This window comes from Pseudomonas sp. PSB18, assembly GCF_014596565.1.
In the GTDB taxonomy this organism is placed as follows: domain Bacteria; phylum Pseudomonadota; class Gammaproteobacteria; order Pseudomonadales; family Pseudomonadaceae; genus Aquipseudomonas.
Genome location: NZ_NOIN01000001.1, coordinates 271,922 through 298,526 on the forward strand (window position 1 = coordinate 271,922; position 26,605 = coordinate 298,526).

The 26,605-nt window shown below is 63.3% G+C and carries 22 protein-coding genes; 3 read left to right on the top strand and 19 right to left on the bottom strand.

Features of this window, described 5'->3' with window-relative positions:
- Nucleotides 1-49: 49 nt before the first annotated feature.
- The 14 genes from CGA22_RS01080 to CGA22_RS01145 all read right to left on the bottom strand — a co-directional run bounded on the left by CGA22_RS01080 (nucleotide 50) and on the right by CGA22_RS01145 (nucleotide 16,672).
- Nucleotides 50-2,161: an ATP-binding protein gene (locus tag CGA22_RS01080; protein WP_084213791.1), complete on the bottom strand. Its 2,112-nt coding sequence runs from the start codon at nucleotides 2,159-2,161 to the stop codon at nucleotides 50-52.
- A 137-nt stretch (nucleotides 2,162-2,298) separates the two neighbouring features.
- Complete coding sequence (locus tag CGA22_RS01085; protein ID WP_218187537.1) at nucleotides 2,299-5,397, bottom strand: error-prone DNA polymerase; 3,099 nt, start codon at nucleotides 5,395-5,397, stop codon at nucleotides 2,299-2,301.
- A complete protein-coding gene (locus tag CGA22_RS01090) occupies nucleotides 5,373-6,794 on the bottom strand; it encodes a Y-family DNA polymerase (protein WP_041023669.1) in 1,422 nt (473 codons plus the stop codon). The genes CGA22_RS01085 and CGA22_RS01090 overlap by 25 nt, the downstream gene beginning before the upstream one ends.
- A 7-nt stretch (nucleotides 6,795-6,801) precedes the next feature.
- Nucleotides 6,802-7,431 (bottom strand): translesion DNA synthesis-associated protein ImuA, encoded by a 630-nt coding sequence (gene imuA, locus CGA22_RS01095; RefSeq protein ID WP_041023668.1) that lies wholly within the window; start codon nucleotides 7,429-7,431, stop codon nucleotides 6,802-6,804.
- Nucleotides 7,431-8,048 carry a transcriptional repressor LexA gene (gene lexA / locus CGA22_RS01100; RefSeq protein ID WP_041023667.1) on the bottom strand — a complete coding sequence of 206 codons (618 nt, stop codon included), beginning with the start codon at nucleotides 8,046-8,048 and terminating at the stop codon, nucleotides 7,431-7,433. Before lexA ends, imuA begins: the two co-directional genes overlap by 1 nt.
- 98 nt (nucleotides 8,049-8,146) lie before the next feature.
- Nucleotides 8,147-8,425 carry a DUF971 domain-containing protein gene (locus tag CGA22_RS01105; RefSeq protein ID WP_041023666.1) on the bottom strand — a complete coding sequence of 93 codons (279 nt, stop codon included), beginning with the start codon at nucleotides 8,423-8,425 and terminating at the stop codon, nucleotides 8,147-8,149.
- The gene (locus tag CGA22_RS01110) at nucleotides 8,422-9,384 is read right to left on the bottom strand and encodes a HEAT repeat domain-containing protein (RefSeq protein WP_188258461.1); all 963 of its coding nucleotides are present in this window, start codon (nucleotides 9,382-9,384) and stop codon (nucleotides 8,422-8,424) included. The genes CGA22_RS01105 and CGA22_RS01110 overlap by 4 nt, the downstream gene beginning before the upstream one ends.
- The gene (locus tag CGA22_RS01115; RefSeq protein WP_041023665.1) at nucleotides 9,381-10,226 is read right to left on the bottom strand and encodes an ABC transporter ATP-binding protein; all 846 of its coding nucleotides are present in this window, start codon (nucleotides 10,224-10,226) and stop codon (nucleotides 9,381-9,383) included. Before CGA22_RS01115 ends, CGA22_RS01110 begins: the two co-directional genes overlap by 4 nt.
- A complete protein-coding gene (locus CGA22_RS01120; RefSeq protein WP_041023664.1) occupies nucleotides 10,226-11,008 on the bottom strand; it encodes an ABC transporter permease in 783 nt (260 codons plus the stop codon). The genes CGA22_RS01115 and CGA22_RS01120 overlap by 1 nt, the downstream gene beginning before the upstream one ends.
- Before the next feature lie 127 nt (nucleotides 11,009-11,135).
- The gene (locus CGA22_RS01125; protein ID WP_041023663.1) at nucleotides 11,136-12,539 is read right to left on the bottom strand and encodes an ABC transporter substrate-binding protein; all 1,404 of its coding nucleotides are present in this window, start codon (nucleotides 12,537-12,539) and stop codon (nucleotides 11,136-11,138) included.
- A gap of 238 nt (nucleotides 12,540-12,777) precedes the next feature.
- The gene (locus CGA22_RS01130) at nucleotides 12,778-13,023 is read right to left on the bottom strand and encodes a ferredoxin family protein (protein WP_003180418.1); all 246 of its coding nucleotides are present in this window, start codon (nucleotides 13,021-13,023) and stop codon (nucleotides 12,778-12,780) included.
- A 24-nt stretch (nucleotides 13,024-13,047) separates the two neighbouring features.
- Entirely contained in the window at nucleotides 13,048-14,793 is a 1,746-nt protein-coding gene (locus CGA22_RS01135; RefSeq protein WP_177329269.1) for a fumarate reductase/succinate dehydrogenase flavoprotein subunit, read from the bottom strand.
- A complete protein-coding gene (locus CGA22_RS01140; protein ID WP_041023662.1) occupies nucleotides 14,790-15,542 on the bottom strand; it encodes a GntR family transcriptional regulator in 753 nt (250 codons plus the stop codon). Before CGA22_RS01140 ends, CGA22_RS01135 begins: the two co-directional genes overlap by 4 nt.
- An 89-nt stretch (nucleotides 15,543-15,631) precedes the next feature.
- Entirely contained in the window at nucleotides 15,632-16,672 is a 1,041-nt protein-coding gene (locus CGA22_RS01145) for an AraC family transcriptional regulator (protein WP_041023661.1), read from the bottom strand.
- 205 nt (nucleotides 16,673-16,877) lie between these two features.
- Between CGA22_RS01145 and CGA22_RS01150 the strand changes: the two genes are divergently transcribed.
- The gene (locus tag CGA22_RS01150) at nucleotides 16,878-17,822 is read left to right on the top strand and encodes a transporter (RefSeq protein ID WP_041023660.1); all 945 of its coding nucleotides are present in this window, start codon (nucleotides 16,878-16,880) and stop codon (nucleotides 17,820-17,822) included.
- 134 nt (nucleotides 17,823-17,956) lie between these two features.
- On the opposite strand, the gene CGA22_RS01155 is transcribed toward CGA22_RS01150, so the two are convergent.
- The 4 genes from CGA22_RS01155 to CGA22_RS01170 form a co-directional block, all read right to left on the bottom strand.
- Complete coding sequence (locus CGA22_RS01155) at nucleotides 17,957-19,165, bottom strand: DSD1 family PLP-dependent enzyme (RefSeq protein ID WP_177329271.1); 1,209 nt, start codon at nucleotides 19,163-19,165, stop codon at nucleotides 17,957-17,959.
- 74 nt (nucleotides 19,166-19,239) lie between these two features.
- Nucleotides 19,240-20,634, bottom strand: coding sequence for a D-arabinono-1,4-lactone oxidase (locus CGA22_RS01160; protein ID WP_041023658.1), 1,395 nt, complete (start codon nucleotides 20,632-20,634; stop codon nucleotides 19,240-19,242).
- 7 nt (nucleotides 20,635-20,641) lie between these two features.
- A complete protein-coding gene (locus CGA22_RS01165) occupies nucleotides 20,642-21,013 on the bottom strand; it encodes a c-type cytochrome (RefSeq protein ID WP_041023657.1) in 372 nt (123 codons plus the stop codon).
- 346 nt (nucleotides 21,014-21,359) lie between these two features.
- A complete protein-coding gene (locus tag CGA22_RS01170; RefSeq protein ID WP_188258462.1) occupies nucleotides 21,360-22,244 on the bottom strand; it encodes a LysR family transcriptional regulator in 885 nt (294 codons plus the stop codon).
- 119 nt (nucleotides 22,245-22,363) lie between these two features.
- Between CGA22_RS01170 and CGA22_RS01175 the strand changes: the two genes are divergently transcribed.
- Nucleotides 22,364-24,007: a GMC family oxidoreductase gene (locus CGA22_RS01175; RefSeq protein WP_041023655.1), complete on the top strand. Its 1,644-nt coding sequence runs from the start codon at nucleotides 22,364-22,366 to the stop codon at nucleotides 24,005-24,007.
- Nucleotides 24,008-24,211: 204 nt separating this feature from the next.
- Complete coding sequence (locus CGA22_RS01180; RefSeq protein ID WP_041023654.1) at nucleotides 24,212-25,834, top strand: MFS transporter; 1,623 nt, start codon at nucleotides 24,212-24,214, stop codon at nucleotides 25,832-25,834.
- 165 nt (nucleotides 25,835-25,999) lie between these two features.
- On the opposite strand, the gene CGA22_RS01185 is transcribed toward CGA22_RS01180, so the two are convergent.
- Nucleotides 26,000-26,407 carry a response regulator gene (locus CGA22_RS01185; RefSeq protein ID WP_024781367.1) on the bottom strand — a complete coding sequence of 136 codons (408 nt, stop codon included), beginning with the start codon at nucleotides 26,405-26,407 and terminating at the stop codon, nucleotides 26,000-26,002.
- Nucleotides 26,408-26,605: the final 198 nt, after the last annotated feature.

A 26,605-nucleotide genomic window follows, 5' to 3' on the forward strand; every position in this document is an offset into this window, starting at 1 on the left:
TTCGAAGGGAACGCAGCGGCTTCGGTTCCATTTGTTTGCGGCAGTGCGATCAACCGCCGAGCACCGAGCGGACCATACGGGTCAAGGCATCCGGCCCATAGGGCTTGCTCAGCAGATGGGTGTCGGGGCTCAGTTGATGGTTGCGGGAAATGATGTCCCGTGTGTGACCGGACGTGAACAGTACCGGCACCGGTGGCTTCTGCACCTTCGCCCAGGCCGCCAGGTCGGCACTCTTGATCAGGCCGGGCATGACCACGTCGGTGAAAATCAGGTCCACTTTGACGCCTTCGAGCAACAGCTTCATGGCCGCATCGGCGTTGGCGGCGGTGAGGGTTCGATAGCCGGATTGCTCGAGCAATTCCACCGATGCACTGCGCACCGCATCGTTGTCCTCCACCACCAGGATCGTCTCGTGCCTGCCGGGCTGGGGCGTGTAGTCGTGGGTCTGTTCACCGGCTTCAGGTTGGTAGCTGCGAGGAAAGTACATCTGCGCCCGCGTGCCCTTGCCCAGGTCACTGGCGATCTCGATATGCCCGCCGCTCTGCTTGACGAACCCGAACACCATGCTCAGGCCTAACCCGGTGCCCTGGCCATCGGTCTTGGTGGTGAAAAACGGCTCGAATACCTGATTGAGAATGTCCGGCGGCATGCCGGTGCCACTGTCGACCACCGACAACCGCACATAGTCACCCGCCGGGATGCCTTTGCCGGCACAGGACGCTTCGTCGAGCAGGATGTTCTCGCCCAGTATCTGGATGGTGCCTTCGCCGCCCATGGCATCGCGGGCATTGATCGCCAGGTTCAGCAGGGCATTTTCCAACTGGTTGCGATCCACATGGATGCACCAGGGCTCGTCGGGCAGGGTCACTTCGATCCGGATGGTCTCGCCCAAGGCCCGTTGCAGCAATTCCTCCAGGTCGTCGTAGATACGCCGAGGGTTGTAGACCGCCGGTGACAGCGGCTGACGACGGGCAAAGGCCAACAGTTGCGATGACAACTTGGCGCCCCGCTCCACCGCCTCGATGGAAGCACTGATCCTGCGCTGCACATTGGCATTGTCCGGCTCGTGCCGTGCCAGCAAGTGCAGGTTGCCGGCGATCACTTGCAGCAGGTTGTTGAAGTCATGGGCGACGCCGCCGGTGAGCCCGCCAATGGCCTCGAGCTTCTGCGACTGGCGCAACTGCTCTTCGGCCGCCAGCCGCGCCTGGACCTCATCGGCGACCCGCTGCTCCAGGTCTCGGGTGAACCTGAGCAGCGACGCTTCGGCGATCTTGCGTTCGTTGATGTCAATCAGCACACCGGGGAAACGCAGGGGCTTGCCCAACGCATCGAACTCGCATCGACCGCTGGCCTGCACCCACAGGTCATCGCCCTCGGGGCGACGTATCCGGTATTCGGCATTGAAGGCCGAACCGGTGCTCAAGGTCAGTTCAATGCGTTGCTTGAGCTCATCAAGGTCATCGGGATGAACACGCTGGCGGGCAATCTCGATGGGTAGCGCCTCCAGCGGCGTATCTGGCGGGTAGTCGAACGTGCGGGCGAAACGCTCGTCGCCGGACAGGGTGTCGGCCTGGACATCCCAGACAAACGAGCCCAGCAGTGGCCCTGCCGAAAGGGCCAGCTGGATGCGTTCATTGACGGCGCGATAACTGCGTTCCGCTGCCTGGCGAGCCCGCTCGGACAGGACCAGCTCGGTGGTTTCCACGACAATCGCCAGCACGCCGGCCGGTGCCTGGTCATTGTCGGGCACGGGGCTGTAGAAAAGATCCAACCACACATCTTCGGGCTTGCCATCACGCAACAGGACCAGTTCCTTGCTGCGATAGGACAACGTGCCGCCGGCCAGGCATACGTCCAACACGTGGCGATTGAACTCGGCCACTTCCGGCCAGCCCAGTTCCACCGCGCATCCCAACAGATAGGGATGACGCCCGCCGGCGAACTCGGCGTAGGCATCGTTGTAGATCATGAAGCCCTGGCGGCCCCACAACATGACCATCGGCAAGGGCGAAGCCAGCAACACCTGAACGGCACTGCGCAGGCTGGCGGACCAATCTTCGATAGGGCCCAGCTCGGTCTGGCGCCAATCGTATGCCCGGATGCGCCGGGCCATTTCACCGTCCCATCCGGGACATCCGTGAGGCTGGGATAAGAACTCCATGGGCGACTCTGAACCTCGAATGGCTGCGGGGAATCGGCATATCGCGAGCCCCTTGTGCTCAGACCTTCGAGCGCGAGGTTGGCATTTGGTTTCATGCCGGCCAAGCCAAAGACACCCGTGGCCAGACGACAACGGGCTCAACGAAAATCGCGGCTGCGCACGTTGATGCCCGCCAGCAACCCGGTCAGGTCGCTCAGACGTCCGGCAATCAGATGACGGACTTCACCAACGCTTTCCCAGCGCCCGTCGACCCGAAGCAACTGCGAACCCACCAGGACTTTGCGTTGGCGCTCGGCCAGGTCGCGCCAGACCACCACATTGAGGTTGCCGAATTCATCCTCCAGGGTAACGAAGGTCACTCCACTGGCCGTACCCGGACGTTGGCGACCGGTCACCAGACCGGCCACGCTGACGTTGCGGCCATGCTCCACCTCCTGCAATTCCCGGGAGCTGCGACAGCGGCGGGCACGCAGTTCAGGGCGCAGCAAGGCCAGCGGATGAGGGCCCAGTGTTGTGCCGAGGGTGGCGTAGTCGGCAAACAGATCTTCCCCCAACGAGGGCTTGGGCAGATTCACCGGCGGTTCCTCCTGACTGGGCAAACCGGCAAACAGACCCAATTGCTTCTGCACGCCGGCCACTTCCCAGCGTGCACGATGGCGATCACCGACCAGGCCACGCAAGGCCCCGGCGTCGGCCAATTGTTCCTGGGCCCGGGCATCGAGTTGCGCGCGCTCGCCCAGGTCGGCCACGTCAGTGAATGCCCGCTGCCGACGAGCCGCCTCGATACGCCGGGCGTCGTCTTCACGAAAGCCCTTGATCAGGCGCAAGCCCATGCGAATCGCCGGTTGCCGACCTTCCTGGGGTTCGAGACTGCAATCCCAATCGCTGGCGCGCACGTCCACCGGACGGATCTGCAATTGGTGCCGGCGGGCATCCTGCAGGATCTGGTCCGGGCTGTAGAACCCCATGGGCCAGCTGTTGATCAGGGCGCAGGCGAACGCTGCCGGCTCGTGGCATTTGAGCCAACTGCTGGCGTAGGTCAGCAAGGCGAAGCTGGCGGCGTGGGACTCCGGAAAACCGTAGTTGCCGAAGCCCTTGATCTGCTCGAAGATCTGCGCGGCGAACTCGGGGGTGTAGCGGTTGCGCGCCATTCCCTCTGCCAGGCGTAGACGGTGCGGTTCAAGCCCGCCGTGACGTTTCCAGGCGGCCATGGAACGGCGCAACTGGTCCGCTTCGCCGGCGGTATAGTCGGCCGCCACGATGGCGATCTGCATGACCTGTTCCTGGAATAACGGAATGCCCAGGGTACGTCCGAGCACCTCCTCCAATTGCGGCGAAGGGTACGTGACGGGCTCCTCTTTATTTCGCCGCTTCAGGTACGGATGCACCATGCCGCCCTGGATCGGCCCCGGGCGCACGATCGCCACTTCGATCACCAGGTCATAGAAATTCTCGGGCCTGAGCCGGGGCAACATCGCCATCTGAGCCCGTGATTCGATCTGGAACACACCGATGGTGTCCGCACGGCTGATCATCTCGAAGGTGGCGGCATCTTCACGGGGCAGACTCGCCAAAGTGTATCGCTGCCCCCGGTAGTGCTGGATCAGGTCAAAACATCGGCGAATCGCGCTGAGCATGCCCAGGGCCAGGATATCCACTTTCAACAGCCCGACCGCATCCAGGTCATCCTTGTCCCACTGGATGATGGTGCGCTCGGCCATGGCGGCGTTTTCCACCGGCACCAGGGTGTCCAGCGGCTGCTCGGAAATCACGAAGCCGCCGGGGTGCTGGGACAGGTGCCGGGGAAAGCCGATCAGTTGCTGGGTCAGGCTCAGCACTCGGCGCAAGATCGGAGTGTCCGGGTCGAAACCGCCCTCGCGCAGACGCTCCACGGGTGGCGCCTCATCGCTCCAGCGACCGCAACAGTCGGCCAACGCATTGACCTGATCCGGCGGCAGGCCCAGGGCCTTGGCGACGTCCCGCACCGCCCCGGCGCCGTGGTAACTGCTGACCACCGCCGTCAATGCCGCGCGATGGCGACCGTAGCGCTGGAAGACGTATTGCAGCACCTCTTCGCGGCGTTCATGTTCAAAATCCACGTCGATGTCCGGCGGCTCGTTGCGCTCTCGGGACAGGAAGCGTTCGAACAACAGGTTGGTTCGGCTCGGGTCGATTTCGGTGATGCCCAGGGCATAACACACCGCCGAGTTGGCCGCCGAGCCACGTCCCTGGCAAAGGATATTGCGCTGGCGGGCAAATCTGACGATGTCCTGCACGGTGAGGAAGTAGCTGTCGTAACCCAGCTCGGCGATCAATTCCAATTCTTTGTCGATCTGTTCCCGGACCTTATCGTCTCCCCCTTTTCCCCAACGCTCGCGCAGGCCCCGTTCGGTCAGTTCCCGCAACCACGACGTCGGATCATGCCCCTCGGGCACCAACTCCCGGGGGTATTCATAGCGCAACTGACCCAGGTCGAAGGTACAACGCCGGGCGATCGCCAGGGTTTCATCGAGCAACCGGCGGGGATAGAGATCGGCCAGATCCTTACGGCTGCGCAGATGGCGCTCGCCGTTGGGGTGCAGGCGCTGGCCGGCCTCAGCCACCGTGACGTGATGCCGGATGGCGGTCATGGTGTCCTGCAAGGCGCGACGGCCACGCACGTGCATGTGCACATCGCCCGTGGCGACGGCAGGCAGCGCCAGGCGGTCCGCCAGCGCCAACAAGTCGGCCAGGCGACGCCGGTCGTCCTGGCCGCAATGCAACTGCACCGACAGCCACAGGCGCCCGGCGAAGATCGACTGAAGCCAGCGGCCCTGCTCCTCGACCTCGTTGCCATCGGGTACCCATAGTGCCAACAACCCCGGCCAGGGATCGTCGAAGTCTTCCCGCACGATACGATAGCGGCCCTTCTCGCTGCGACGGCGGGCACGGGTGATCAACCGGCACAAGGCTTGATAGCCCTCAAGGTTTTCCACCAGCAGCACCAGTTTCGGGCCGTTCTCGATCCGGATCTCGCTGCCGACGATCAACGGCAGGTTCAATTCCTTGGCCGCTTGCCAGGCCCGAACGATGCCGGCCAATGTGCACTCGTCGGTGATCGCCAGGGCCCGGTAGCCTTGCTGGCTGGCCCGGCGACACAGTTCCAAAGCACTGGAAGCGCCACGCTGGAAACTGAAATTCGACAGGCAATGCAGCTCGGCATAGTCGACGTTCATGCGAACCAGCCCTGCAACCACAGCGGGCCGCCCTCGCCCACCGGTCGATAGGCCCAGCCCCGTTGTCCCGCAAGGGTTTCGACCAGGTAGTAATCGCGGCGCACGTCGGCACCGTCCCACCAACCGGTTTCGATGCGCTCAGGCCCCATGAGGACGCGCGCCTGGCCTTCCGGCAGCGCCTGGGGTTCGTCCAGCAGCCAGCCGGGACGCTGCACACCGTTGCGTATCGCGCAGGCCTGGGGCCGGGGCTGAGGCGTCATCTGCCAGGCGCACTCGGGCCGGTGGTCGTCGCGAAACCCCAGTCCCTGCACTGCGTCGTCCCCCAACCGTGTGCGCAACCGCTCCCGCAGTTGCTCCCAGGGCAAGGACTGTTGGGGACGCTCATCGAACAGCTCCAGGCGCTGGGGCACGAAGCTCGGCAGGTCCTCGGCACACAAGCGAAAGCCGCGCACCGGTGCCTCGACCTGCACCTGTTCCAAACGGCCACGGGCCAGTTCGAAGAGCATCGAGGGGTCCCGTTCGGCACTGAGCAGGCCGACCTTGATGATCGTGTCCGGCAACCCGGCGTGTTCCAGGTGCAGGTCAAAACGCTGCACACCACTGTCACGGCCGCACAGGAAAGCCGACAGGTCACCGGTCAACCGGCGTAACGGGAACAGCAGCGCCTGATGGGACTGGACGTCGTAGTTGAGTTCGATGCGCACATCGAAACGGTCCGGCGGCAGATAGAACGACAGCGCCAGGGAGCGACTGCCGATCAATGCGTCGAGGTGCTTGAGGACCTGGGCTTCGAAGCGCCGTGCCAGCGTGTGCCGGGGCAATGCCTGGACCTGTTCCAGGCAGCGCAACCCCATGCGCGACAACGCCGTGGCGACGTCGGGGGGCAGGCCGATCCGATCCACCGGCATCTGTCCCAGGCGTTGTCGCAGGCTCTCGGCATCCGCTACCACCAGGGCATCATGGGCATTGGCGAGCACCCGCGCCGCCACCGGGTTCGGGGCCGCGACGATGCGATGACGAAAGCCCAGTTCCGTCAGTTCGGCCCGCAGCCGTGCCTCGAAGACCGGCCAGGGCCCGAACAGGCCCAGGCTCGACTCGATCTCGAACAGCACCGTGCGTGGGTAATGCACGCTGACCTGGGAGCTGAACCGGTAAGCCCAGGCCGCCAGGAATTGCTGCCAGTGCTCGATCTGCGCGGCGTCGTATTCGGCGGTGGCAAAGCCTTTGCTCAGGGCCTGGGCGGCGGTCATGGTCTGGCCGGGACGCAGGCCCAGGGCCCGGGCGGGCCCGTTGACCGCTTGCAGCACCCGGCGCTGGGCCGGGCCGGTCAAAAGCGCCAGGGGTTCCTCGGGATCGGGGCGCTGACGCAGCGCGGCGTCCAGCGCCAATTGCGGGAAGAGAATGCAGACCCAGCGCATCGCAACCTCAATGCCCTGTTGACGTGGCGTGGGCAAAGGCAATCGGTGCCGAACGGACCAACCCGCCCCGGCATTTAAGCACGCGCAGTTGTCCGGGCCCGGCATCGATGGCAATGCGCAGGGCCGCCGGCGACGGATTGATGGCTTCCTGGATCGGGCGCCAGGCGAACGCCAGGGTCTGACCGGTTTCCGCGGCCACTTGCAGGCGGCGCAAGGCACGGTCATCCGCCTGACGCGGCCAGCACAGGACCGCCCCGCAACTGCCCGAACGCAGGCATTGTTCAGTGGCCCACAGGGCATCGCGCTCATCGGCCCGGATCACCGACAGCTGGCTCAGGTCCACCCCGGCGCTCTGCCAGGCCTGGGGATAGGGCACGAACGGCGGTGCCACCAACACGATCCGTTCCCCCTGCGCAGACAGTCGCGCCAGGGTCGGCCACACCAGTTGCAACTCACCCAGGCCCGGCGCGGCGAGGAGGATTTCCGTCAGCGCCGCTTCCGGCCAGCCACCACTGGGCAACGCCGCGTCCAGTGCGGCATGGCCGGTGGGTTGCGGGCTGGCGGCCGGAGGCGCAGGCCGACCTTTCCAGACCTGGCCGCCATTGAACAGCGTGTCCAGCGCAACGACCGCGCCCATCAGCCTTGCCTCAACAGGCCACAGAACACCCCTTCTATCGCCAGGTCCTGGTCGGCCTCGACGATGATCGGCTGATAGGCCGGATTGCGCGGCAACAAGCGCACCCGCTCGCCGATTTGCTCGAAACGCTTGATGGTGACTTCGCCGTCGAGCCGCGCCACCACGATTTGTCCGTTCGCGGCCTGGGGCGTGCGCTGGACACCCACCAGGTCGCCGTCGAGGATGCCGTCGCCGATCATCGAATCGCCCTGGACCCGCAGTAGATAATCCGGCGCCTTGGTGAAAATCGCCGGGTCCAGCATCAGGCGATCGTGGACCTCGGCATCGGCGCCGATCGGCCGACCGGCGGCCACACGCCCCAGCACTGGCACGTCCAGCAGCTCGGGACGCGGTGGCTGGTTCAGCAAACGGATGCCCCGGGCCTGGTGCGGATTGACTTCGATAAAGCCGGCCTCGGTCAACGCCAGCACATGCTTGCGCGCCACGCTGCGGGAGGCGAAACCGAACGCCTCGCTGATTTCAGCGAGGCTGGGAGGCTGGCCCTGGTCGGCGATGCGTTCGCGGATGAAGGTCAGGATGGCGGCGCGGCGGGGGGTGAGAGTCGTCATGGAGTACATTTGTACTCCTGTCGGTTTTTTCTGACAAGCACCACCAGTCAGTTCACCGGTCGGCAGTGCCGTCGCTATCGCGAGCAAGCTCGGCTCCCACAGGGGACTCAGTGTTCAAACGCTGCCAGGTAAGCCCACGGATAGATCCCGCGCTCATGCCCATCACTGAAGACCAATTGAACCCCATACCCCTGGGCATTGACTTCAACCACCCGAATCCGCGAATCGACCAACACCGCCAGCCCTTGCAGGCGAAACGCTCGGCACTGGGAGCATGGGCATTGGCGGCGCAGTTCGGCGTGGTCCAGCCGTTGTTCGCGACCATCGGGCCAATCGAGCCGCAATTGTCCCTTGCCTTGGGAATTACCAATCGCCAGCGGGTTCATCGCAACTGCTCCAGGGCAATGCGCACGGCTTTGCGCACTTCGGGGTCGCCATCGTCCTGGGCAGCCTGCAAGGCCGCAATGGCGCCTGGATCATGCAACTCCCCCAACGCCAGGGCCGCCTCCTTGCGCAGGTTGCTGATGGGATGCCCCAGGGTATCGATCAAGGGTTGCAACGCCGGGGCGTAGCGCAAGCGGCCAAGGCTGCGGGTGGCCCGCAGGCGCACTTGCCAATAATCGTCACCCAGCGCATCGATCAGGGCCGGACCGGCCTCGCTGTGGCCGACCTTGCCCAGGGTGGTGGCCGCCTCCTCGCGCACCGACCAGATCGGGTCTCGCAGCGCCCGGCACAGCGCCGGCAAGACCCGTGGGTCCGAAGCCAGGCCCAGGGCACCGGTGGCCACTCGGCGCACCTCATTGTCCGGATCCTCACTGGCAAGCCTTGCCAGGGCCGGCAAGGCCTCAAGGTGTTTGAGCCACCCCAGCACCCCGACGGCCTCTCGGCGCACGCCGGCATCGCTATCGGCCAGGGCCGCGATCGCAGCCGGTGCAGCGTCCATCAGACGCAACTCGCGCAAGGCCCTGAACGCCGCAATACGCACACCGATATCCCCGTGGGCAGTCCAAGGCAGGATCACCCTCCCCGCCGCTTCGCTCTTGAGCAGGCTCAGGCTCTGGGCAGCAGCGGCCTGAACGGTCGAAGACGGATCGATCAGGGCTTGGCACAGGCCCTCGACCACCACCGTCTCTTCCCAGGCCTCAAGCAGTCGCGCCGCTTCGGCCCGCACCTCGTCACTGGGGTCCCGGCCCAGGCGATCCACCAGCCACGACAGGCCTTCAGGTTCTTCCAGGTCAGCCAGTTCAATCAGGGCAATACGGCGCACACCGGGATCGGCGTCAGTCAACCGCGGTTGCAGGAGGAGAATATCGTCGTTGTCGGTGCTTTCGAATAGAGAGGTCATAAGGCAAATCGCGGCAAGGAGGTTTCAGGGAGACCGAGGGGATTGAGACGCGGCAACTGCCGGCCCTCTTCATGGCGCAACAACTCGAGGCAGTGGCGTTTCAAACGGGTGAACTCGGGGTGGGTCACCAGCGCCGTCGTCCGTGGACGCGCAAAATCCAGTCGCAGGTCCTCGATGATCCGGCCGGGGCGCGGGCTCATCACCAGCAAGCGGTCGGCCAGGAACAGCGCCTCATCGATGTCATGGGTGACAAACACCACGGTGGTACGGATCCGTGTCCAGATGTCCAGCAGCAGCTCCTGCATGTGCAACCGGGTCAGGGCGTCCAACGCGCCGAAAGGCTCGTCCATCAGCAGCAGTCGCGGGCGATTGACCAGCACCCGGGCGATTTCCACCCGTTGCTGCATCCCCCCGGAGAGCTGGTCCGGCCAATGCCCGGCAAAGCCTTCCAACCCCACCAGCGCGAGGATTTCATCGGCGGCGCGGTATCGCTCGGCCTTGCCGAGGCCACGCATCTTCAGGCCGAAAGCGACGTTGTCGCGCACACTGCGCCAGGGAAACAACGTGTGTTGCTGGAACACCATGCCCCGTTGGGGCGACGGCCCGGACACCGGCACACCGTCGACATTCAGGGTGCCGGCACGCGGTTGCAGATGCCCGGCCAAGGCGCCGAGCAAGGTGGATTTTCCGCAGCCGGACGGTCCCAGGACACAGACGAACTGGCCCGCTTCGATCTGGCAATCGAGCCTCTGAACCGCTTCGAACGCCTGGGCTCCCAGGCCCAGGACAATGGACAGTTGACGGATATCGATCCGTCCTTCGGGCGTTTGCATCGCGCTCATCAGGCTTTTCCTCGGGGTCGATGCCAGGGCGTGAACAGCCCGCCCAGGCGCTTGATCAACATACTGCTACCCATGCCCAGCACACCGATGAGCAGCATGCCGACCACGATGTCGGCGTAGTTCTGCACGGTGTAGGAGGCCCAGGTGTAGTAGCCGATGCCGTACTGGCCGGCGATCATCTCCGCCGTCACCAGGCAGAACCAGGACGTGCCCATGCCGATGGCCAGGCCGGTGATGATGCTCGGCGCCGCCCCCGGCAGGATCACTTCCTGCAGGATCGCCCGGCTCCCGGCCCCCAGGCTTTTCGCCGACGCGATCAGCCGCCGGTCCACGCCTTCGACGCCGTGCACGGTGTTGAGCAGGATCGGAAACAACGCGCCGGTGAAGGTGATGAACACCATCGACAGTTCCGACGAGGGAAACATCAGGATTGCCAGGGGAATCCAGGCTACCGCCGGGATCGGGCGCAGGACTTCCAGCGGTGGCAACAGCAGGTCTTCCGCCCATTTCGAACGACCGATGGCGAGGCCCACAGCCACACCGACCAACACCGCCGCGCCATATCCGGCAAAGACCCGCCCCAGGCTGCTGCCCAGGTGCCGGGCGAGATGGCCCGACTGACCCAGCCCAAGCGCAGCCTGGGTCACGGCCAGGGGCGTCGGGACGTTGGCGAAGGTCACCAGGCCGAGGTCCCAATGGCCGTCGGCGGCGAATTGCCAGAACAGCAGGCAGAACAGCAACGAGGCGGCTCGCGGGAGCCAGCGCAGGTAAGCTCGATTCACAATTCTTCCTCTCGGCCGAGATCCTGTGGGAGCGAGCCTGCTCGCGATGGCGGTGTTCCCGTCACATCAGTTCCAACTGATCTGACGCCATCGCGAGCAGGCTCGCTCCCACAGGTCATTTGGCAGGTTATCGGGTGGCTACGGCTTGGGCCGTGGCTTCGCTGAAATCCAGAACCCTGCCGCCCTGCTGCACGGCAAACTGCTCGGCCTGGCCCTTAAGCAGGAACGCGCTGAGCCGCCCTTTGCCATCACTGGCGAACCACGCCTGCTCGGCCAGCAGCTTGATCCCGCTGTCACTGGCCTGGGCATAGACCGCACGGATGCCTTTGCCTTCCTGCTTGAGGCTCGCCAGGGCAGCGAAAGCCGATTGCGCCGAAGCGTAGTGACGCACTTTCGGCTCGCCGCGCACCCAGATTTCGGCCACATGGCTGAAGTCGGTAATCGCCTGCCCGGTCGAAGCATCGACGCCGCTCAACGGTGTCCGGGCGTAGTGGCCCAGTTGCGCGGCGTAATCCAGGTTCGAGGCCTTGAACGCGGCACGGATGTACTGGTCATCGATGAAGGTATTGAGGTCCAGGCCACGATCAGCTTTCTTCAATAGTTTGAGGGTGTCGATGGCGGTGCCGACGGCTTGTCGATATTCCGGCTTCCAGGTCAGGTCACGGGTCTGCACACCCAGCGGCCCGTGGAACAGATAGTTGACTTCGGCATCCACCCCGGTGACCTGGGCGATCAGCTCGCTGTACTTCTCCGGCTCGGCGGCCAGCAGCTGGTTGGCCTCGAGGGTTGCACGCAAGTAAGCGACGACGATCTCCGGGTATTTCCTGGCGTAGGCCTGGTCCACCAACGCACCGTGGAACGTCGGCGCGCCGGCCTGGGCGCCGTCGTAGATCTTGCGGGCGAAACCCCGGCTGGGGAACAGTTCGGCGAACGGCACGAAGTCGGCGTGGGCGTCGATCTTGCCGGCCTGCAAAGCCGAGCCGGCGACTTCCGGCGGCTGGGCGATGATGTTCACATCCTTGAGCGGATCCCAGCCCTGGGCCGCCACGGCACGCAGCAACATGCCGTGGGCGGTGGACGCAAACGGCACGGAGATCGTCTTGCCCTTGAGTTCGGCCAGGGACTGCACGCCGGACGCGCTGGGGACGACGATGCCATTGCCGCTGCCCTGGATACTGCCCGACAGCACGCTGATAAACAGGCTGTGTTTGCCGGCGGTTTCAAATGCCACGCCGTTGAATGCGCCGGGGAAATCGGCCATGGCACCGAAGTCGAGCTTGCCGGCAACCATCTCGTTGGTCAGGGGCGCACCGCTGGTGAAGTTCTTCCACTGGATATCGTACCGGGCGTCTTTATAGGCGCCGTCATGGGGCAGGTATTTGTCCAGCAGGCCCAGCTCACGGATCAACAACCCGCCGGCGGCGCAATTGATGGTGGTGTCCTGGGTGCCGATGGCGATACGGATGGTTTCTGCCTGGGCAGACAAGGTCAATGAAGCCAGTACCAGACCGGCCAGCGCTGCACGCAACATGGGGATTCCCCTCGAATCATGTATGGGAGGTTTCGTCTCCGCCGTGATCTGGGCACGGTGGGAAACGAGGGGTGTTTTTGGATCAGGCGTCCGGGGGTGGCCGGATGGCTTTGTAGTGACTGGGCTGGCCCCATCGCGAGCAGGCTCGCTCCCACAGTTTTCTTCAACGTTCACAGATTCGGCGTACACCACACATCCCATGTGGGAGCGAGCCTGCTCGCGAAAGCGGTTCTGAATGTCAGCGCAGCAAGTAAGGAATCTCCACTTTCACGGCGCCGGTCGGGCAGTCCTTTTCACATGGCATGCAGTACCAGCATTCATCAAACGCCATATAGGCCTTCTGGGTAGCCGGGTTGATCGCCAGCAGGTCCATGGGGCAGACATCGACACACACGGTGCAGCCCTTGTGGGCGATGCATTTGTCCTCGTCCACGGTGACGGGGGCATTGGAGCGGAAAAAGATTTCCTGGGGTTGATAAGCCATGGGTATTCTCTCTGGGTGGACGGTTCACGCCGCATCGGCGCCGACCCGCAGCCGCTCGTAAGCCTGCAGTTCGTCGGCATCGAGGGCGATGATGTAGGGCTCGACCGCTTTCTTGAATGAGGTCATCACGCCGTCGCCGCCCTTCTTCAGGTGACAATGGCAAAACCACTCACTGTCATTGCGTTGCGGGTGATCGACCCGATAGTGGTACAACCCCCAACGGCTTTCGGCGCGAAACAGCGAGGCCCGGGCGGCCATTTCGGCGCAGTCGCGGATCACGCTGACCTCCATGGCACGCATCAGCTCGTGAGCGTTGTGAGCCTTGATCTGGTCCAGGTCGCGCTGGATATCGCTGAAGCGTTGCAGGCCGATCTGCATCTTTTTAGTGACCTTCGGTGGTTGCAGGTAATCGTTGACGAAGCGCCGCAGCTTGTATTCCACCTGGGCCGGCGGCAGACCGTGTTCGCGCGTCAGTGGTGCGTAGACGCGGGCCTTTTCCCGCTCGATCTGCCCGGCATCCAGCGCCGTGAAATCCTTTTCGGCCACGAAATCCGCCGCGTTGTGGCCGGCAAACCAGCCGTAGGTGAACGCCCCGAGCATGTAGTTGTGCGGCACCGCCGCCATGTCGCCGGCCGAGTACAGGCCCTTGACCGACGTCTCGGCCCGCTCGTTCACCCACACGCCCGAGGCCGAATGGCCGCTGCAGAAACCGATTTCGGAGATGTGCATTTCCACCATCTGCGTGCGGTAGTCGGTGCCGCGGTTGGCGTGGAACTGGCCGCGGCTGGGCCGCTCGTTGCTGTGCAGGATGTCCTCGATGGTCTGGATGGTTTCCTCGGCCAGGTGATCGAGCTTGAGGAACACCGGACCATTGCCGCCCTCGAGTTCCTGGTGGAACTCCCACATCATCTGCCCGCTCCAGTAGTCGCACTCGATGAAGCGCTCGCCCTTGTTGTTGGCGGTATAGCCGCCCAGGGGGCCGGTGACGTAGGCGCAGGCCGGGCCGTTGTAGTCCTTGATCAACGGGTTGATCTGGAAGCATTCCAGGTTCGCCAGTTCGGCGCCGGCATGGTAGGCCATGGCATAGCCGTCCCCGGCATTGGTGGGGTTCTCATAAGTGCCCATCAGGTAGCCGGAACTCGGCAAGCCCAGACGCCCCGCCGCCCCGCAGCACAAAATGACGGCCTTGGCCTTGATCACATGGAAGTCGGCGGTACGGCAATCGAAGCCCATGACGCCGTTCACCGCGCCCTCTGCATCCGTCAGCAAGCGGGTGCAGACCAGCCGGTTGGTGATGCTCACCCGCGCCCGTTTCAACTGGCGATAGAGGACTTTCTTGATGTCGTGCCCTTCCGGCATCGGCAGCACATAGGCGCCCATGTGATGGACCTTCTTCACCGCGTAGTCGCCGGTTTCGTCCTTCTCGAACTTCACGCCCCAGCGGTCCAGTTGCGAGAGGGTTTCGAAGCTGTGGGTCGCGTAGGCGTACACCGCCGCCTGGTTGACGATGCCGTCGTTGGCGATGGTGATTTCCTTGGTGTACTGCTCGGGTGTCGAGTGGCCGGGAATGATCGCGTTGTTCAAGCCGTCCATGCCCATGCTGATGGCGCCGCTGCGCTTGACGTTGGCCTTGTCCACCAGCAGCACGCGCAAATCGCGGTTGCGCTCCTTGGCCTTGATCGCCGCCATGGGGCCGGCCGTGCCGCCGCCGATGACGACAATGTCGTATTCCTGTTCCAAAGTGCTTCCAGTCACAGCGCTGTCAGTCATGCTTGCGTTCCTTTTTGCCGGTCGATCCGCAAGCGGTACTGGAAAGCATCGCCGCGGTAATAGAGGTGTTCGAAGTCCAACGGCCGGCCATCGGCGTCGTGGGTCAGGCGCTCGATGCGCATGATGGGCGATCCCGGCTCGACCTCCAGGGCCTGGCTCAGATCGCTGTCGGCCAGCACCGCATCGATGGCGAGGTCCGCGTGCCCCAGGGCCAAGGCGCAGTCGTTTTCCAGGATAAGGAAAATGTCTCGGGTCACCAGGTCGGCCTTCTCCAGGCGCTCGCCAAGGACCTTGGGCAGGTAAGTGATTTCCAGGGATACCGGCTCGCGGTTGATCAACCGCACCCGTTTGATCTGCGCCACCGGCTCCCCTTCGATCAACCCAAGGCGCTCGGCCACTTGTTTGTCCGCCGGGACGAATTTGAAACTGCGCAGGCGGTTGATCACCTCGAAGCCGCGCCCGGTCATGGATTCGGCCAGGCCCTGGAGGGTGCTGACGTTCTGGAACGTCTTGGGCTTGGCGACGAAGGTGCCTTTGCCGTGGATCTTGAAAATCAGCCCTTCCTTCTGCAGATCGCCGAGGGCCTGGCGCACGGTGATGCGGCTGACGCGAAATAACGTACCGAGCTCGCTTTCCGAAGGCATCTGGCTGCCCTGGGGGTATTCACCGTCGAGAATGCGGGCGCGCAACACGTCACGCAGTTGGGTGTGCAGTGGAACGCTGCTGAGGGCAAGCACATTGTCGGACATGGGCTGGATCACTTGTCATAACGAGTTATGACGTGATCTTAGGGAAACTGTCCAAGGCATGAGAAATACTGTTTGGACATAACCTTAGATTAGCGAGCGTCGACGCCCTCGCTGCGAAACGCGCTGGGGCTCATCCCGGTCCAGCGCCGGAAGGCCCGGCGGAAACTGCGCACGTCGCTGTAGCCAACCTCTTCGGTGATGCGCTCGATGGACAGCTCGGGGTTGGCCAGCAGGCTCAGCGTCCGGCCACGACGCACCTGTTCGAGCAAGGCTTCGAACGTCAGGTTGTGCTCGGTCAGGCGCCGTCGCAGGGTGCGGCTGCTCATGTTGAGGTCGCCGGCGATTTTCTCGATGTGGCTGCCCCGGGTCAGGTCCCGGGCAATCGCCCGCTCCACCGCCTGGATCAGGTCGATCTTCTGATGGACCTCGGCCGCCTCCTGGTCCAGCAAGGCCAATGCCTGACGCAGGGCCAGCGGGTGATGATTGGGCAGGCGCACGTCCAACCAGCGGATATCGATCAGCATGCGATTGTATCGGCAACCGAAGCGCACCTCCGGCCCCAGGATCCGTTGGTACTCCAGGGCATAGGACGGCGCCGCGTGCATGAACTCTACGGCCAGGGGCCTGAAATCCGGGCCAGCCAGCGCCCGGCCATACACCATCAGGCTGGCGAAGAACTCTTCGACCGCAAACACCTGGACGTCGGCGAAGGGCAAGCGGCAGGTTGCGTCGACCATGATCCGATCGACAGCCTCTTCGACACTGGTCACTGCGATGCCGCCGGTGGTGTGCTGATAACGGATCCCCAGGGCGAAGGCATCGCGCAGGGTTTCGCACAGTGACAACACATGCCCCAGCAGGCCCAGGGTACCGAGCACGTTGCGGTCGCCGACCCACAATCCGAGTCCCTGGTCCGGCACCAGCTTGAGCGCCCGCTGGATCATGACCACGGCCTGGCGATGGGAAATGCGCTGGGCCGGATCTTGCAGATCGTCGAGGCCGAACCCCAGGCCGCGACACAGGCTGGCGGCGTCGAACCCCTTGTCCGCCACGACTTCGGCCAGGGTTTGCAGCAGAAATGGCGAGACCAGCGCCAGCTCATAGGTAGGGTCGATGACTTTCATCTGCATGGCGGGTTCCGGGGCACGTTAGGCGGCGTTTTTGTAACCGGTTGTTTCATAAACGTTAGCATGTCCCCCAGGGAAGAGGGACGCGAAATCTGGCCGCCCAAGTCCCCTGTGTGGCCGCCAATACCCTGCCCTGCCAGTCGCGAACGGCTTATTTGTATGGCTCGGACCTTCGGTGTACCTCCAACAATAATAATGAGCGCCTCACATGAACCCGATCCGCACGACGTTCGCTTTGCAAATGACCCTGGGCCTGGCCTGCAGCTACGCGCTGCCCGCCCTGGCCACCGAGAACGGAGTCGACAACATCGGCCCCGGCACCGACGGCTTTTTCGTGTTGCCGCTGGAGGTCGACAGCCTTCCGGACAACATGGTCGCGTTCAACCTCTACTACAACCATTACAAAGCCCGGACATTCAACATCAGCTCGCTGGGCGGCAAGGTGCCGGGGGTCGAAATCGAGTCCACTGCGGTGATCCCGCGCATCGACTACCTGAGTCCGTTGCGGTTCGCCGGCGGGCGACTGGGGATCTATGTTGCCCAGCCCTGGATCAAGCAGGAAGTCGCGCTGTTCGGCATGAGCGATACCCGCGAAGGCATGGGCGATACCACCATTTCCCCCATCGTGCTCTGGGACATGGGCAAGAACCTGACCCTGGCCGCCGCCGTGGAGATCACCGTGCCCACCGGCGAATACAGTTCCGATCGACTGGCCAACACCAGCAACAATTTCTACACCTACAAACCGCTGTTTTCCTTCACCTGGCTGCCCACGGAAAACACCGAGGTGTCGATGAAAACCACCTACAGCTTCAACCAGAAGAACAAGGACACCGACTACCGCTCGGGGCAGATTTTTCATTTCGATTATTCCGCCAGCTACCGACTGACCGACAACCTGAGGGTGGGGCTCAACGGCTACTACCTAAAGCAGATCACCGATGACAAACAGTTCGGCCACACCGTGCAATTCGCCGGTCAGGATGTGGACGATGGCGTGCGCGGCCAGGTCTTCGCCATCGGCCCGGCGCTGCACCTGACCTTCCTCAAGTACGCCAGCGCCGAGATCCGCTGGGCCAAGGAATTCGACGTGGAGAACCGTCCCGAAGGCGAGATGCTCTGGGCCAAGTTGAGTATTCCGTTTGAGCTATAAGCGCCTCTTCTGATTGTTCCCACGCTCTGCGTGGGAATGCAGCCAGGGACGCTCCGCGTCCCGAAGAGCCGAACGCGGAGCGTCCGTTGAGGCATTCCCACGCGGAACGCGGGAACGATCACCGCCACACTGGATCAGCCATAGACCGGCCACGTCTCGACAATCCGCCCCCCGCGCACCGCCAGCAGATCACCGAACTGCAACAGCACCGACTCGACCTGGGTCGGCCTCAGGAACACCTGGTCTTCCACCGTCAACCCCACAGCCTCGGAGCCGTTGGCCATCTCCTGGTTGGAACTGCGACCATAAAGACTGTTGCTCTTCAGGCCGGGAGGGGATTCGAAATCGGCCATCCAGTTGCCACCGTAGAGAAAGAACGTCTCGCGCTGGTTCACGTCCCACCAGGAAATAATCCGCGACTTGTCGTCCAGCGCCGGAATGTTCACCGCGCCGGTGCGCTTGAGCACCGGGGTCGCAATGTAGGCCGCCGGCACATGCTCGCTCAAGGAGGGTAGGTCGTAATGACTGGGTTTGAGCATGGCCGTGCCCACCGACACTTCGCTACTGAGCCGTTCCTGTTCATGCAGGCGATAGCTGGGGCTGCCCGCGGTGTTGAGGGTCAGGCCCGGATGCCACAGGTCGGGGTAGCGCAACCGGACGAAATCCACCCGTGCGGTGTAGATCGCCATGACCCGCGCCAGCAGTGTTTCAGGGCTTGCCAACAGCTCGGGCACGCCCATGCCCACGAACGGGTCATAGCCCATGAATCCGGCGAACTCCAGTTGCGCCGGATGGGCACGAATCAGCTTGAGCATCGCGTCCAGGCTCGCGTCATCGGCCACCCCGCCCCGGTGCAGGCCGACGTCCAGTTCGATGTTGACCCGCATGCGCGTGCCCAACCCTTGGGCCAGGGCCTGGTATTGCTGGACGCGCTCGGGGGTATCCAGCAGCCACTGCAACTGGCGGGACGGGTCAAACGGGCCTTTGTGAAGCTGATAGAACAGCTCGGCGGAACGCACCGGCAGCGGTTTGCCCAGCAGGATATCGACATCGGGAAACTGCAGCGCATCGTGGTTGAGGAACGGCTGGTGAAACGACATCAACCGCCGGGTCTCGGCCCGCTCGCCGATGTACTTCAGCAATTGAGGCGAAGGCAGGGACTTCTCCACCAGCCGCAACTGCTTGCCCGCGCGCCGGACCGAAGCTTTCACCACGTCGATGTTGTGATCGAGGCGATCCAGGTCGATCAGCATCACCGGACGCATGGGGCCATGGGCCTTGAGCTCGCGGTTCAATTGACGGAAATAATCACTGTACGGTCCGCCCCGGTCATCCGGCCGCAGCCAGGCCCCGACGCCGGCCAGCAGCACCCCGGCACCCAACGTTCCCTTCAGCAAACCACGACGATTGAAAGCCATCAGCTCACCCCCAGGATCGTTGACAGATGCCCATTGAGGAACTTCCCAGCGGGATCCAGGGCCTGGCGCACCTGGATGAATTCGTTCCAGCGCGGGTACAGCGCCTGAAGCGCCCTGGCGTTCAGGGAATGCAATTTCCCCCAGTGCGGTCGGCCCTGGTATTTCCAGAAGATCGGCTCGATGGCAGCGAAGAAATTGTGATGATCCATCTGGTAATGCTGGTGGACGGAGATCGAACAACTGTCCCGTCCTTCGAACATGCTCAAGGGGATATCGTCGGCCTTCACGTAGCGGTATTCGATGGGAAACCAGGTGCGCAGGTCCTTGTCGCGGATCAGCGCGAGGATCTCCCGCAGGCACGCCGGTCCATGCTCGGCCGGCACCGAATATTCCATTTCGTTGAAACGCACCGTGCGGGCATTGGCGTAGATGTCATGGGAATCACCGACCCGATCGTCGAAGTCGGCCACCAGTCTCAGGCTGTTGAGCAACGATCGACGGATCGCCGGGAAGTCGCTGCCGTACTTGTCGAGCTTCTCGATCAGGGTGACGAATTCGTTGCCACCCTCCTCCTCGGGGCTGATGGGCGGCGTGGCCGGATCGGTGGTTTCGTTCAAGGTGATCGACAACGCATAGTCGGAATGGGTGACCACCTGCATTTCCCAGTGCTGGTTGTCCCGGGTATTGGCATCCACGTCTTCCAGCAACTCTTCGGTTTTCGCCACCCATTGGCGCTCGCGCAACCGATAGGCGGCGCGGTTCTGCAAGCGCACACGGGTCACCAACCCCAGCGCTCCGAGCGACACACGCCCTGCCTTGAACACCTCGGGATGACGGTTGGCATCGCAATCGAACACCTCGCCGTTGGCGGTCACCAATTGCAGGCCGACGACCTGGGACGCATACGAGCCGAAGGTCTTGCCGGTACCGTGGGTCGAGGTGGCGATGGCGCCGGCCAGGGTCTGATAATCCACGTCGGCCATGTTCGGCAACGCCTGGCCGATGGCCTTGAGCGCCGGGCCAATGCGGGACATCGGCGTGCCACCGCCGAACTCGGCTTGCAGGCGGGCCGCGTCATGCTCCAGCAGGCCGCTGAAAAAACTCAGGGATAGCAAGGTTCCATCGGTGGGCACCAGGGCACTGAAGGAATGACCGGAACCCACCGGACGGATCCGCCCTTCGGCGCGGATCACCACTTGCACCAGTTCATCGAGGTCCTTGGGTGCCAGGCGCGCGGCCGGCAGGCAACTCTGTGCACCGGACCAGTTGCGCCATGGGATCAATCGCGGCGCGCGTATCAAATCGGCCAGGGTGCACTGGCTGCCGAGTGCCGTGAATGCGGCAACCACACCGGCCCGCTGCAGCCATTGGCGTCGTGAGTAGTCCATCGTCATGCCCCTGCTATTGGAATTGTTGGCCGGACATGAAAGCGATCAACGCCATGAACTGCTCTTCGGAACAGTGCATGCACATGCCCATCGGCGGCATGCCGTTGTAGCCGTTGATCGCGTGGTCCAGCAGGGTGTCGGCGCCCTGGGCCAACCGCGGCGCCCAGGCATTGGCGTCACCGGTCAGCGGTGCCCCGGCACCGGGGTTGGCATGACAAAGCTTGCAACTGCTGTCATAGACCTGGGCCAGCGCCGCATCGGCGGGCATGGCGTTGAGGGTCGCGGGCGCAGGCGGCTTGGCCTCTTCGCCGCATCCGGCGAGCAGCGCACCAAGCAGCGTGAGGGTCGCGGTTTGAAGCAGGACAGAAGGAAAAGTTGCCGACATAAAGCCCCTCTCGGCGGCGCATGGGTGCGCCTTTCTTGTTGTGGGTCTGGCAGTTCCCACGTTAAGGCACGCCGGCGTGTCGGCTTGAGGTCATTGGGGGCCAGAAAAGGGGGCTTGGGCGGCCAGGGCTGATATCTGTCCATGAGGACCTGTGGCGAGGGGATTTATCCCCGCTGGGGTGCGCAGCAGCCCCTGTGTTCGGCCTGATACTGCAGCGACAGATGAATTTTGGGGGCGCTTCGCACCCCAGCGGGGATAAATCCCCTCGCCACAAAAATCCCTTTGCCAGAGAAATTCCTTTGCCACAGAAATGCTTTGCATAGAGCCATGCCCACCCAATTCAGAATCAGGGCAGCAATGTCCCCTGCTCCCGCTCGCACAGCTGCACCACGTAATCCCACAGCACCCGCAGCCGCACGGACTTGTGCAGTTCGCGCCGGGTGCTGATCCAGTAGCTGCGGCGCAGGGTTTCGTCGGGCAGCAAGGGCACCAGCGCCGGGTCGTTGCTGGCCATGTAGCAGGGCAGCACGGCGATCCCGAGGCCCGAGCGTGCGGCCTGTTGCTGGGCGATGACGCTGGTGCTGTGGAACACCACTCGCGGGTTGCGGCAAAAGCTGTTGAGGAACATCAGTTCCTGGCTGAACAGCAGGTCATCGACGTAACCGATCCAGGCATGACGGGCCAAGTCCTCGCGACTGCGCAGCGGCGGCGAACGGTCCAGGTAAGCCTGGCTGGCATACAGCGCCAGGCTGTAGTCGGTGAGCTTGCGGGTCACCAGCAGGTCGGCCGCCGGGCGTTCGAGGTGAATGCTGATTTCCGCCTCGCGGTTGAGGATGCTGACGAATCGCGGCACCGCCACCAGCTCCACCTCCAGCCCCGGATAGCGCTGGAACAAGCCGTCCATGCGACTGGCCAGGAACATGATGCCCAACCCCTCGGTCACGCCCAGGCGAATCTTGCCCAGGGGCGCGCTGGACTGGGTAATGTCCTCCTGGGCCAGCAGCGCCACGTTCTCCATGGCCTCAGCGTGCTTGAGCAGCGTCTCGCCAGCCGGAGTCAGTTCATAGCCCTGGGCGTGCTGGACAAACAGCGCGGTCCCCAGACTTTTCTCGATGGCCTCGATGTGCCGGGCCACGGTGGCATGGGTCGTGTTCAACCGCCGCGCCGCGGTCAACAGGCGGCCACTGCGTTGCAGCTCGAGAAAATACCGCAGGTCATTCCAGTCGAACATGAACGCTCCTTGCACATCGCTGTTTATAAACGCACAGCCGTTGCGCAAAAACTAACATTCTTTTAACGAAAACTAACAACTACGATGGGTCAGACAAAAACAAAAAAATGAGGTCGCGGATGCAACCTGTCGTCGATGAATACGATTACGTGATCGTGGGCGCCGGCCCTGCCGGATGCCTGCTGGCCAACCGACTGTCGACCAATCCCCAACATCGGGTGCTGCTGCTCGAAGCCGGCGGACGCGACAATTATCCATGGATTCACATCCCGGTCGGCTACCTGTTCTGCATCGGCAATCCACGTACCGACTGGTGCTTCAAGACCGAAGCGCAACCCGGCCTGCAGGGGCGTGCCTTGAGCTATCCGCGGGGCAAGGTACTGGGCGGCTGCTCCTCCATCAACGGCATGATCTACATGCGCGGCCAGGCCGCGGACTACGACGGCTGGGCCGCCGAGGGCAACTCCGGTTGGGCCTGGAAAGATGTGCTGCCGCTGTTCCGGCAAAGCGAAAACCACTTCGCCGGGGATTCCGAACTGCATGGCGCCAGCGGCGAATGGCGGGTCGAACGCCAGCGCCTGTCATGGCCGATCCTCGACGCCTTCCGCAACGCCGCCGAACAGAGCGGCATTGCCAATGTCGACGACTTCAACGGTGGCGACAATGAAGGCTGCGGCTACTTCCAGGTCAATCAGAAAGCCGGCGTGCGTTGGAACGCGGCCAAGGCCTTCCTGAAACCGATTCGGCAGCGCGCCAACCTGACGGTCCTCACCGAAGTCGAAGTCGACCGCGTGCTGCTGCGCGATGACCGGGCCCACGCCGTCAGCGCCCGTTGGCAAGGCAAAGGCATGACCTTCAAGGCGCGCAAGGAGATCGTCCTGTGCGCCGGCGCCATCGGCTCACCGGGGATCCTGCAGCGCTCCGGGATCGGTCCGCGCAACCTGCTACAGCGCTTGGGGATCGGCGTGGTGCATGAACTGCCGGGAGTGGGCGGCAACCTGCAGGATCACTTGCAACTGCGGCTCATCTACCAATTGGAAAATGCGCGAACCCTGAACCAGATCGCCGGCACGCTGTGGGGCAAGATGGGCATGGGCCTGCGCTACCTTTATGACCGCAGCGGCCCCCTGTCCATGGCGCCCAGCCAGCTCGGCGCGTTTGCCCGCTCAGGACCGGAGCAGACCTCGGCCAACCTCGAATACCACGTGCAGCCATTGTCCCTGGAACGCTTCGGCGAGCCCCTGCACAGCTTCCCGGCGTTCACCGCGTCAGTCTGTGACCTGCGTCCGCAAAGCCGTGGCCGGGTAGACATCCGCTCGGCCGACCCGCACGAGGCGCCGCTGATCCAGCCCAATTACCTGAGCCATCCCGAAGACCTGCGGGTCGCTGCCGACGCCATCCGCCTGACCCGACGCATCGTCGCCGCGCCCGCCTTGCAAGCCTTCAAGCCAAAGGAATACCTGCCGGGCCCAGGCCTGCAGAGCGAAGAAGAACTGCATCAGGCCGCCGCCCGCATCGGCACGACGATTTTTCATCCGGTGGGCACCTGCCGCATGGGCCAGGACGGTGACGCGGTGGTGGACGCGCAACTACGGGTCCACGGCATCAAGGGCCTGCGCATCGCCGACGCCTCGATCATGCCGCGCATCACCTCGGGCAATACCTGCTCGCCGACGCTGATGATCGCAGAGAAGGCGGCGCGGATGATGCTTGAGCCGAACGCTACGAACAACATCGTTGCAAAGGAGCCTGCCACAGCCTGAAAAACAACCAAATCCCTTGTGGGAGCGAGCCTGCTCGCGATAGCGGTATGCCTGTTAGCGAATAGGTTGACTGACACACCGCCATCGCGAGCAGGCTCGCTCCCACAGGGAACAGCAGTCACCCGAGGAATGCGTCAAAGCAGGAGATGCCAATCCGGCATCGACAGTGGAACAACAAAAACAATCACTGTGAGGGATACCGCTATGTCCGAGCATGTTCAACCCCTGGAAGCCACGCACAGCGTCGGCACCAACCGGGATATCCAGAAAGTCATCTTCGCCTCGTCCCTGGGGACGGTGTTCGAGTGGTACGACTTTTTTCTCTATGGCGCCCTGGCGGCGGTGATCAGCAAACAGTTCTTCGCCGGTGTCAACGACACCACGGCATTCATCTTCGCCCTGATGGCGTTCGCCGCCGGCTTCGTCGTGCGGCCATTCGGTGCACTGGTGTTCGGACGGCTGGGAGACATGATCGGGCGCAAATACACGTTTCTGGCGACCATCATCCTCATGGGCCTGGCGACGTTCTGCGTCGGCCTGCTGCCCAACTACGCCAGCATCGGCATCGCCGCGCCGATCATCCTGGTCGCGCTGCGCATGCTCCAGGGCCTGGCCCTGGGCGGTGAATATGGCGGCGCAGCAACCTACGTCGCCGAACACGCCCCCATCGGCAAGCGCGGCTTCCACACCAGCTGGATCCAGTCCACCGCTACCCTCGGGCTGCTGCTCTCGCTGTTGGTGATACTGGGCTGCCGCTACTTCACGGGGGATCAGTTCGAAGTCTGGGGCTGGCGCATTCCGTTCCTGCTGTCGATTCTGCTGTTGGGCATCTCCACCTGGATCCGCATGAGCCTGCACGAATCACCGGCCTTCGTGAAAATGAAAGAAGAAGGCAAGTGCTGCAAGGCGCCGATCCGTGAATCGTTCGGTCAATGGGAAAACCTCAAGGTCGTGCTGATCGCGCTGTTCAGCATCAATGCCGGGCAAGCAGTGACCTTCTACGCCGCGCAATTCTATGTGCTGTTTTTCCTCACCCAGTTCCTGAAGATGGACCCGGCCCTGGCCAACAGCCTGCTGATCGTCAGCGTGGTGATCGGCGCGCCGTTCTTCGTCTTCTTTGGCTGGCTCTCGGATAAAGTCGGGCGCAAGCCGGTGCTGATGATCGGCCTGCTGCTGGCGACGGCGTTGTACTTCCCGATCTTCAAGACCCTGGCCCACTACGCCAACCCGGCCATCGACCTGGCAAGCCGCCAGGCACCGATCAGCGTGGTCGCCGACCCGGCCACCTGCACCTTCCAGTTCGACCCGGTGGGCAAGGCGCGTTTCGATAGCCCTTGCGACAAGGTCAAGACGTTCCTGGTCAAGCAAGGCCTGCCCTACAGCAGCGTCGCGGCACCGGCGGGCAGCACGGTACAGGTCAACGTCGGTGACGTGAAGATCGACGGATACGACGAAGCCGCCCTGCGCGGCGCGGTGACCCTGGCGGGTTACCCGCAGAAGGCCGATACCCAGCAGATCAACCGACCGATGATCGTCGCCTTGATCGTCGCGCTGATCATCATCTCGGCGATGTGCTACGGCCCGCTGGCGGCGCTGATGGTCGAACTGTTTCCGACCCGCATCCGCTACACCTCCATGTCCCTGCCCTACCACATCGGCAACGGCTGGTTCGGCGGGTTCCTGCCCACCGTGTCGTTCGCCCTGGTGGTCTATACCGGGGATATTTTCTACGGGCTGTGGTACCCCGTGGTGATCACCGGGGTGAGCCTGCTGGTGGGCATGCTCTGCCTGCGGGAAACCAGGCATGTGGACCTGGACAAGAACTGAGAAACAGCAGCGTCACTCCTGTTTGTAGGAGCATAGCTTGCTCGCGATTACGGTAAGTCGGCCAACCACAATGTTGACGGGTCTACCGCTATCGCAAGCAAGCTATGCTCCCACGGGGGCTCAACTGACTGGCATCAGGCTCCCACAGATACTCATCTGTATCCGTCAATGGAGCTGGTGATCCTTTACCGTGCTCTCCACCAGGTCCAGCATCTGCCCAAGCGCCCATGGCTTGGCAATGAATGCGGCGTGGTGCTTGATCCCGGCGCTTTCCGGCGTTTCAAAGCCGGACATGATCAGCAACGGTATCTGTGGCCAGCGATCTCCGGTCAGGTTTGCCAGGTCCGCACCGTCCAACGTGCCCGGCATGGTGATATCGGTCAGCAACAGGTCGACAAAATCCGCGCTCTGCTCGAGGAATGTCAGCGCCGAATCGGCGCTTTCCCGAGGCTCAACGACAAACCCTTCGTCCTCCAGGATTTCGCACAGGAATTCCAGTATCGTCGGGTCATCCTCAACAACGAGAATCAGACGCGTGGTGGCCTGTCCGTCGCCCTTCGGCATCGAATTCATACAGTGACTCTCCTTGATCCCGCCAATGGTTTACGCGGTTTCAGCCGCTCTGAAAGTTATGAGCGACGCCCTCGCGAGAAATTCATTCCAAGTACAAACCACCCGCCGAACGTCATCCCAGACGCTCCATGCAACGTTTTATCTGTATATCCATACAGATAAAGCTTGCTCCCGGGCCGATCCCTGACCATGCTATCG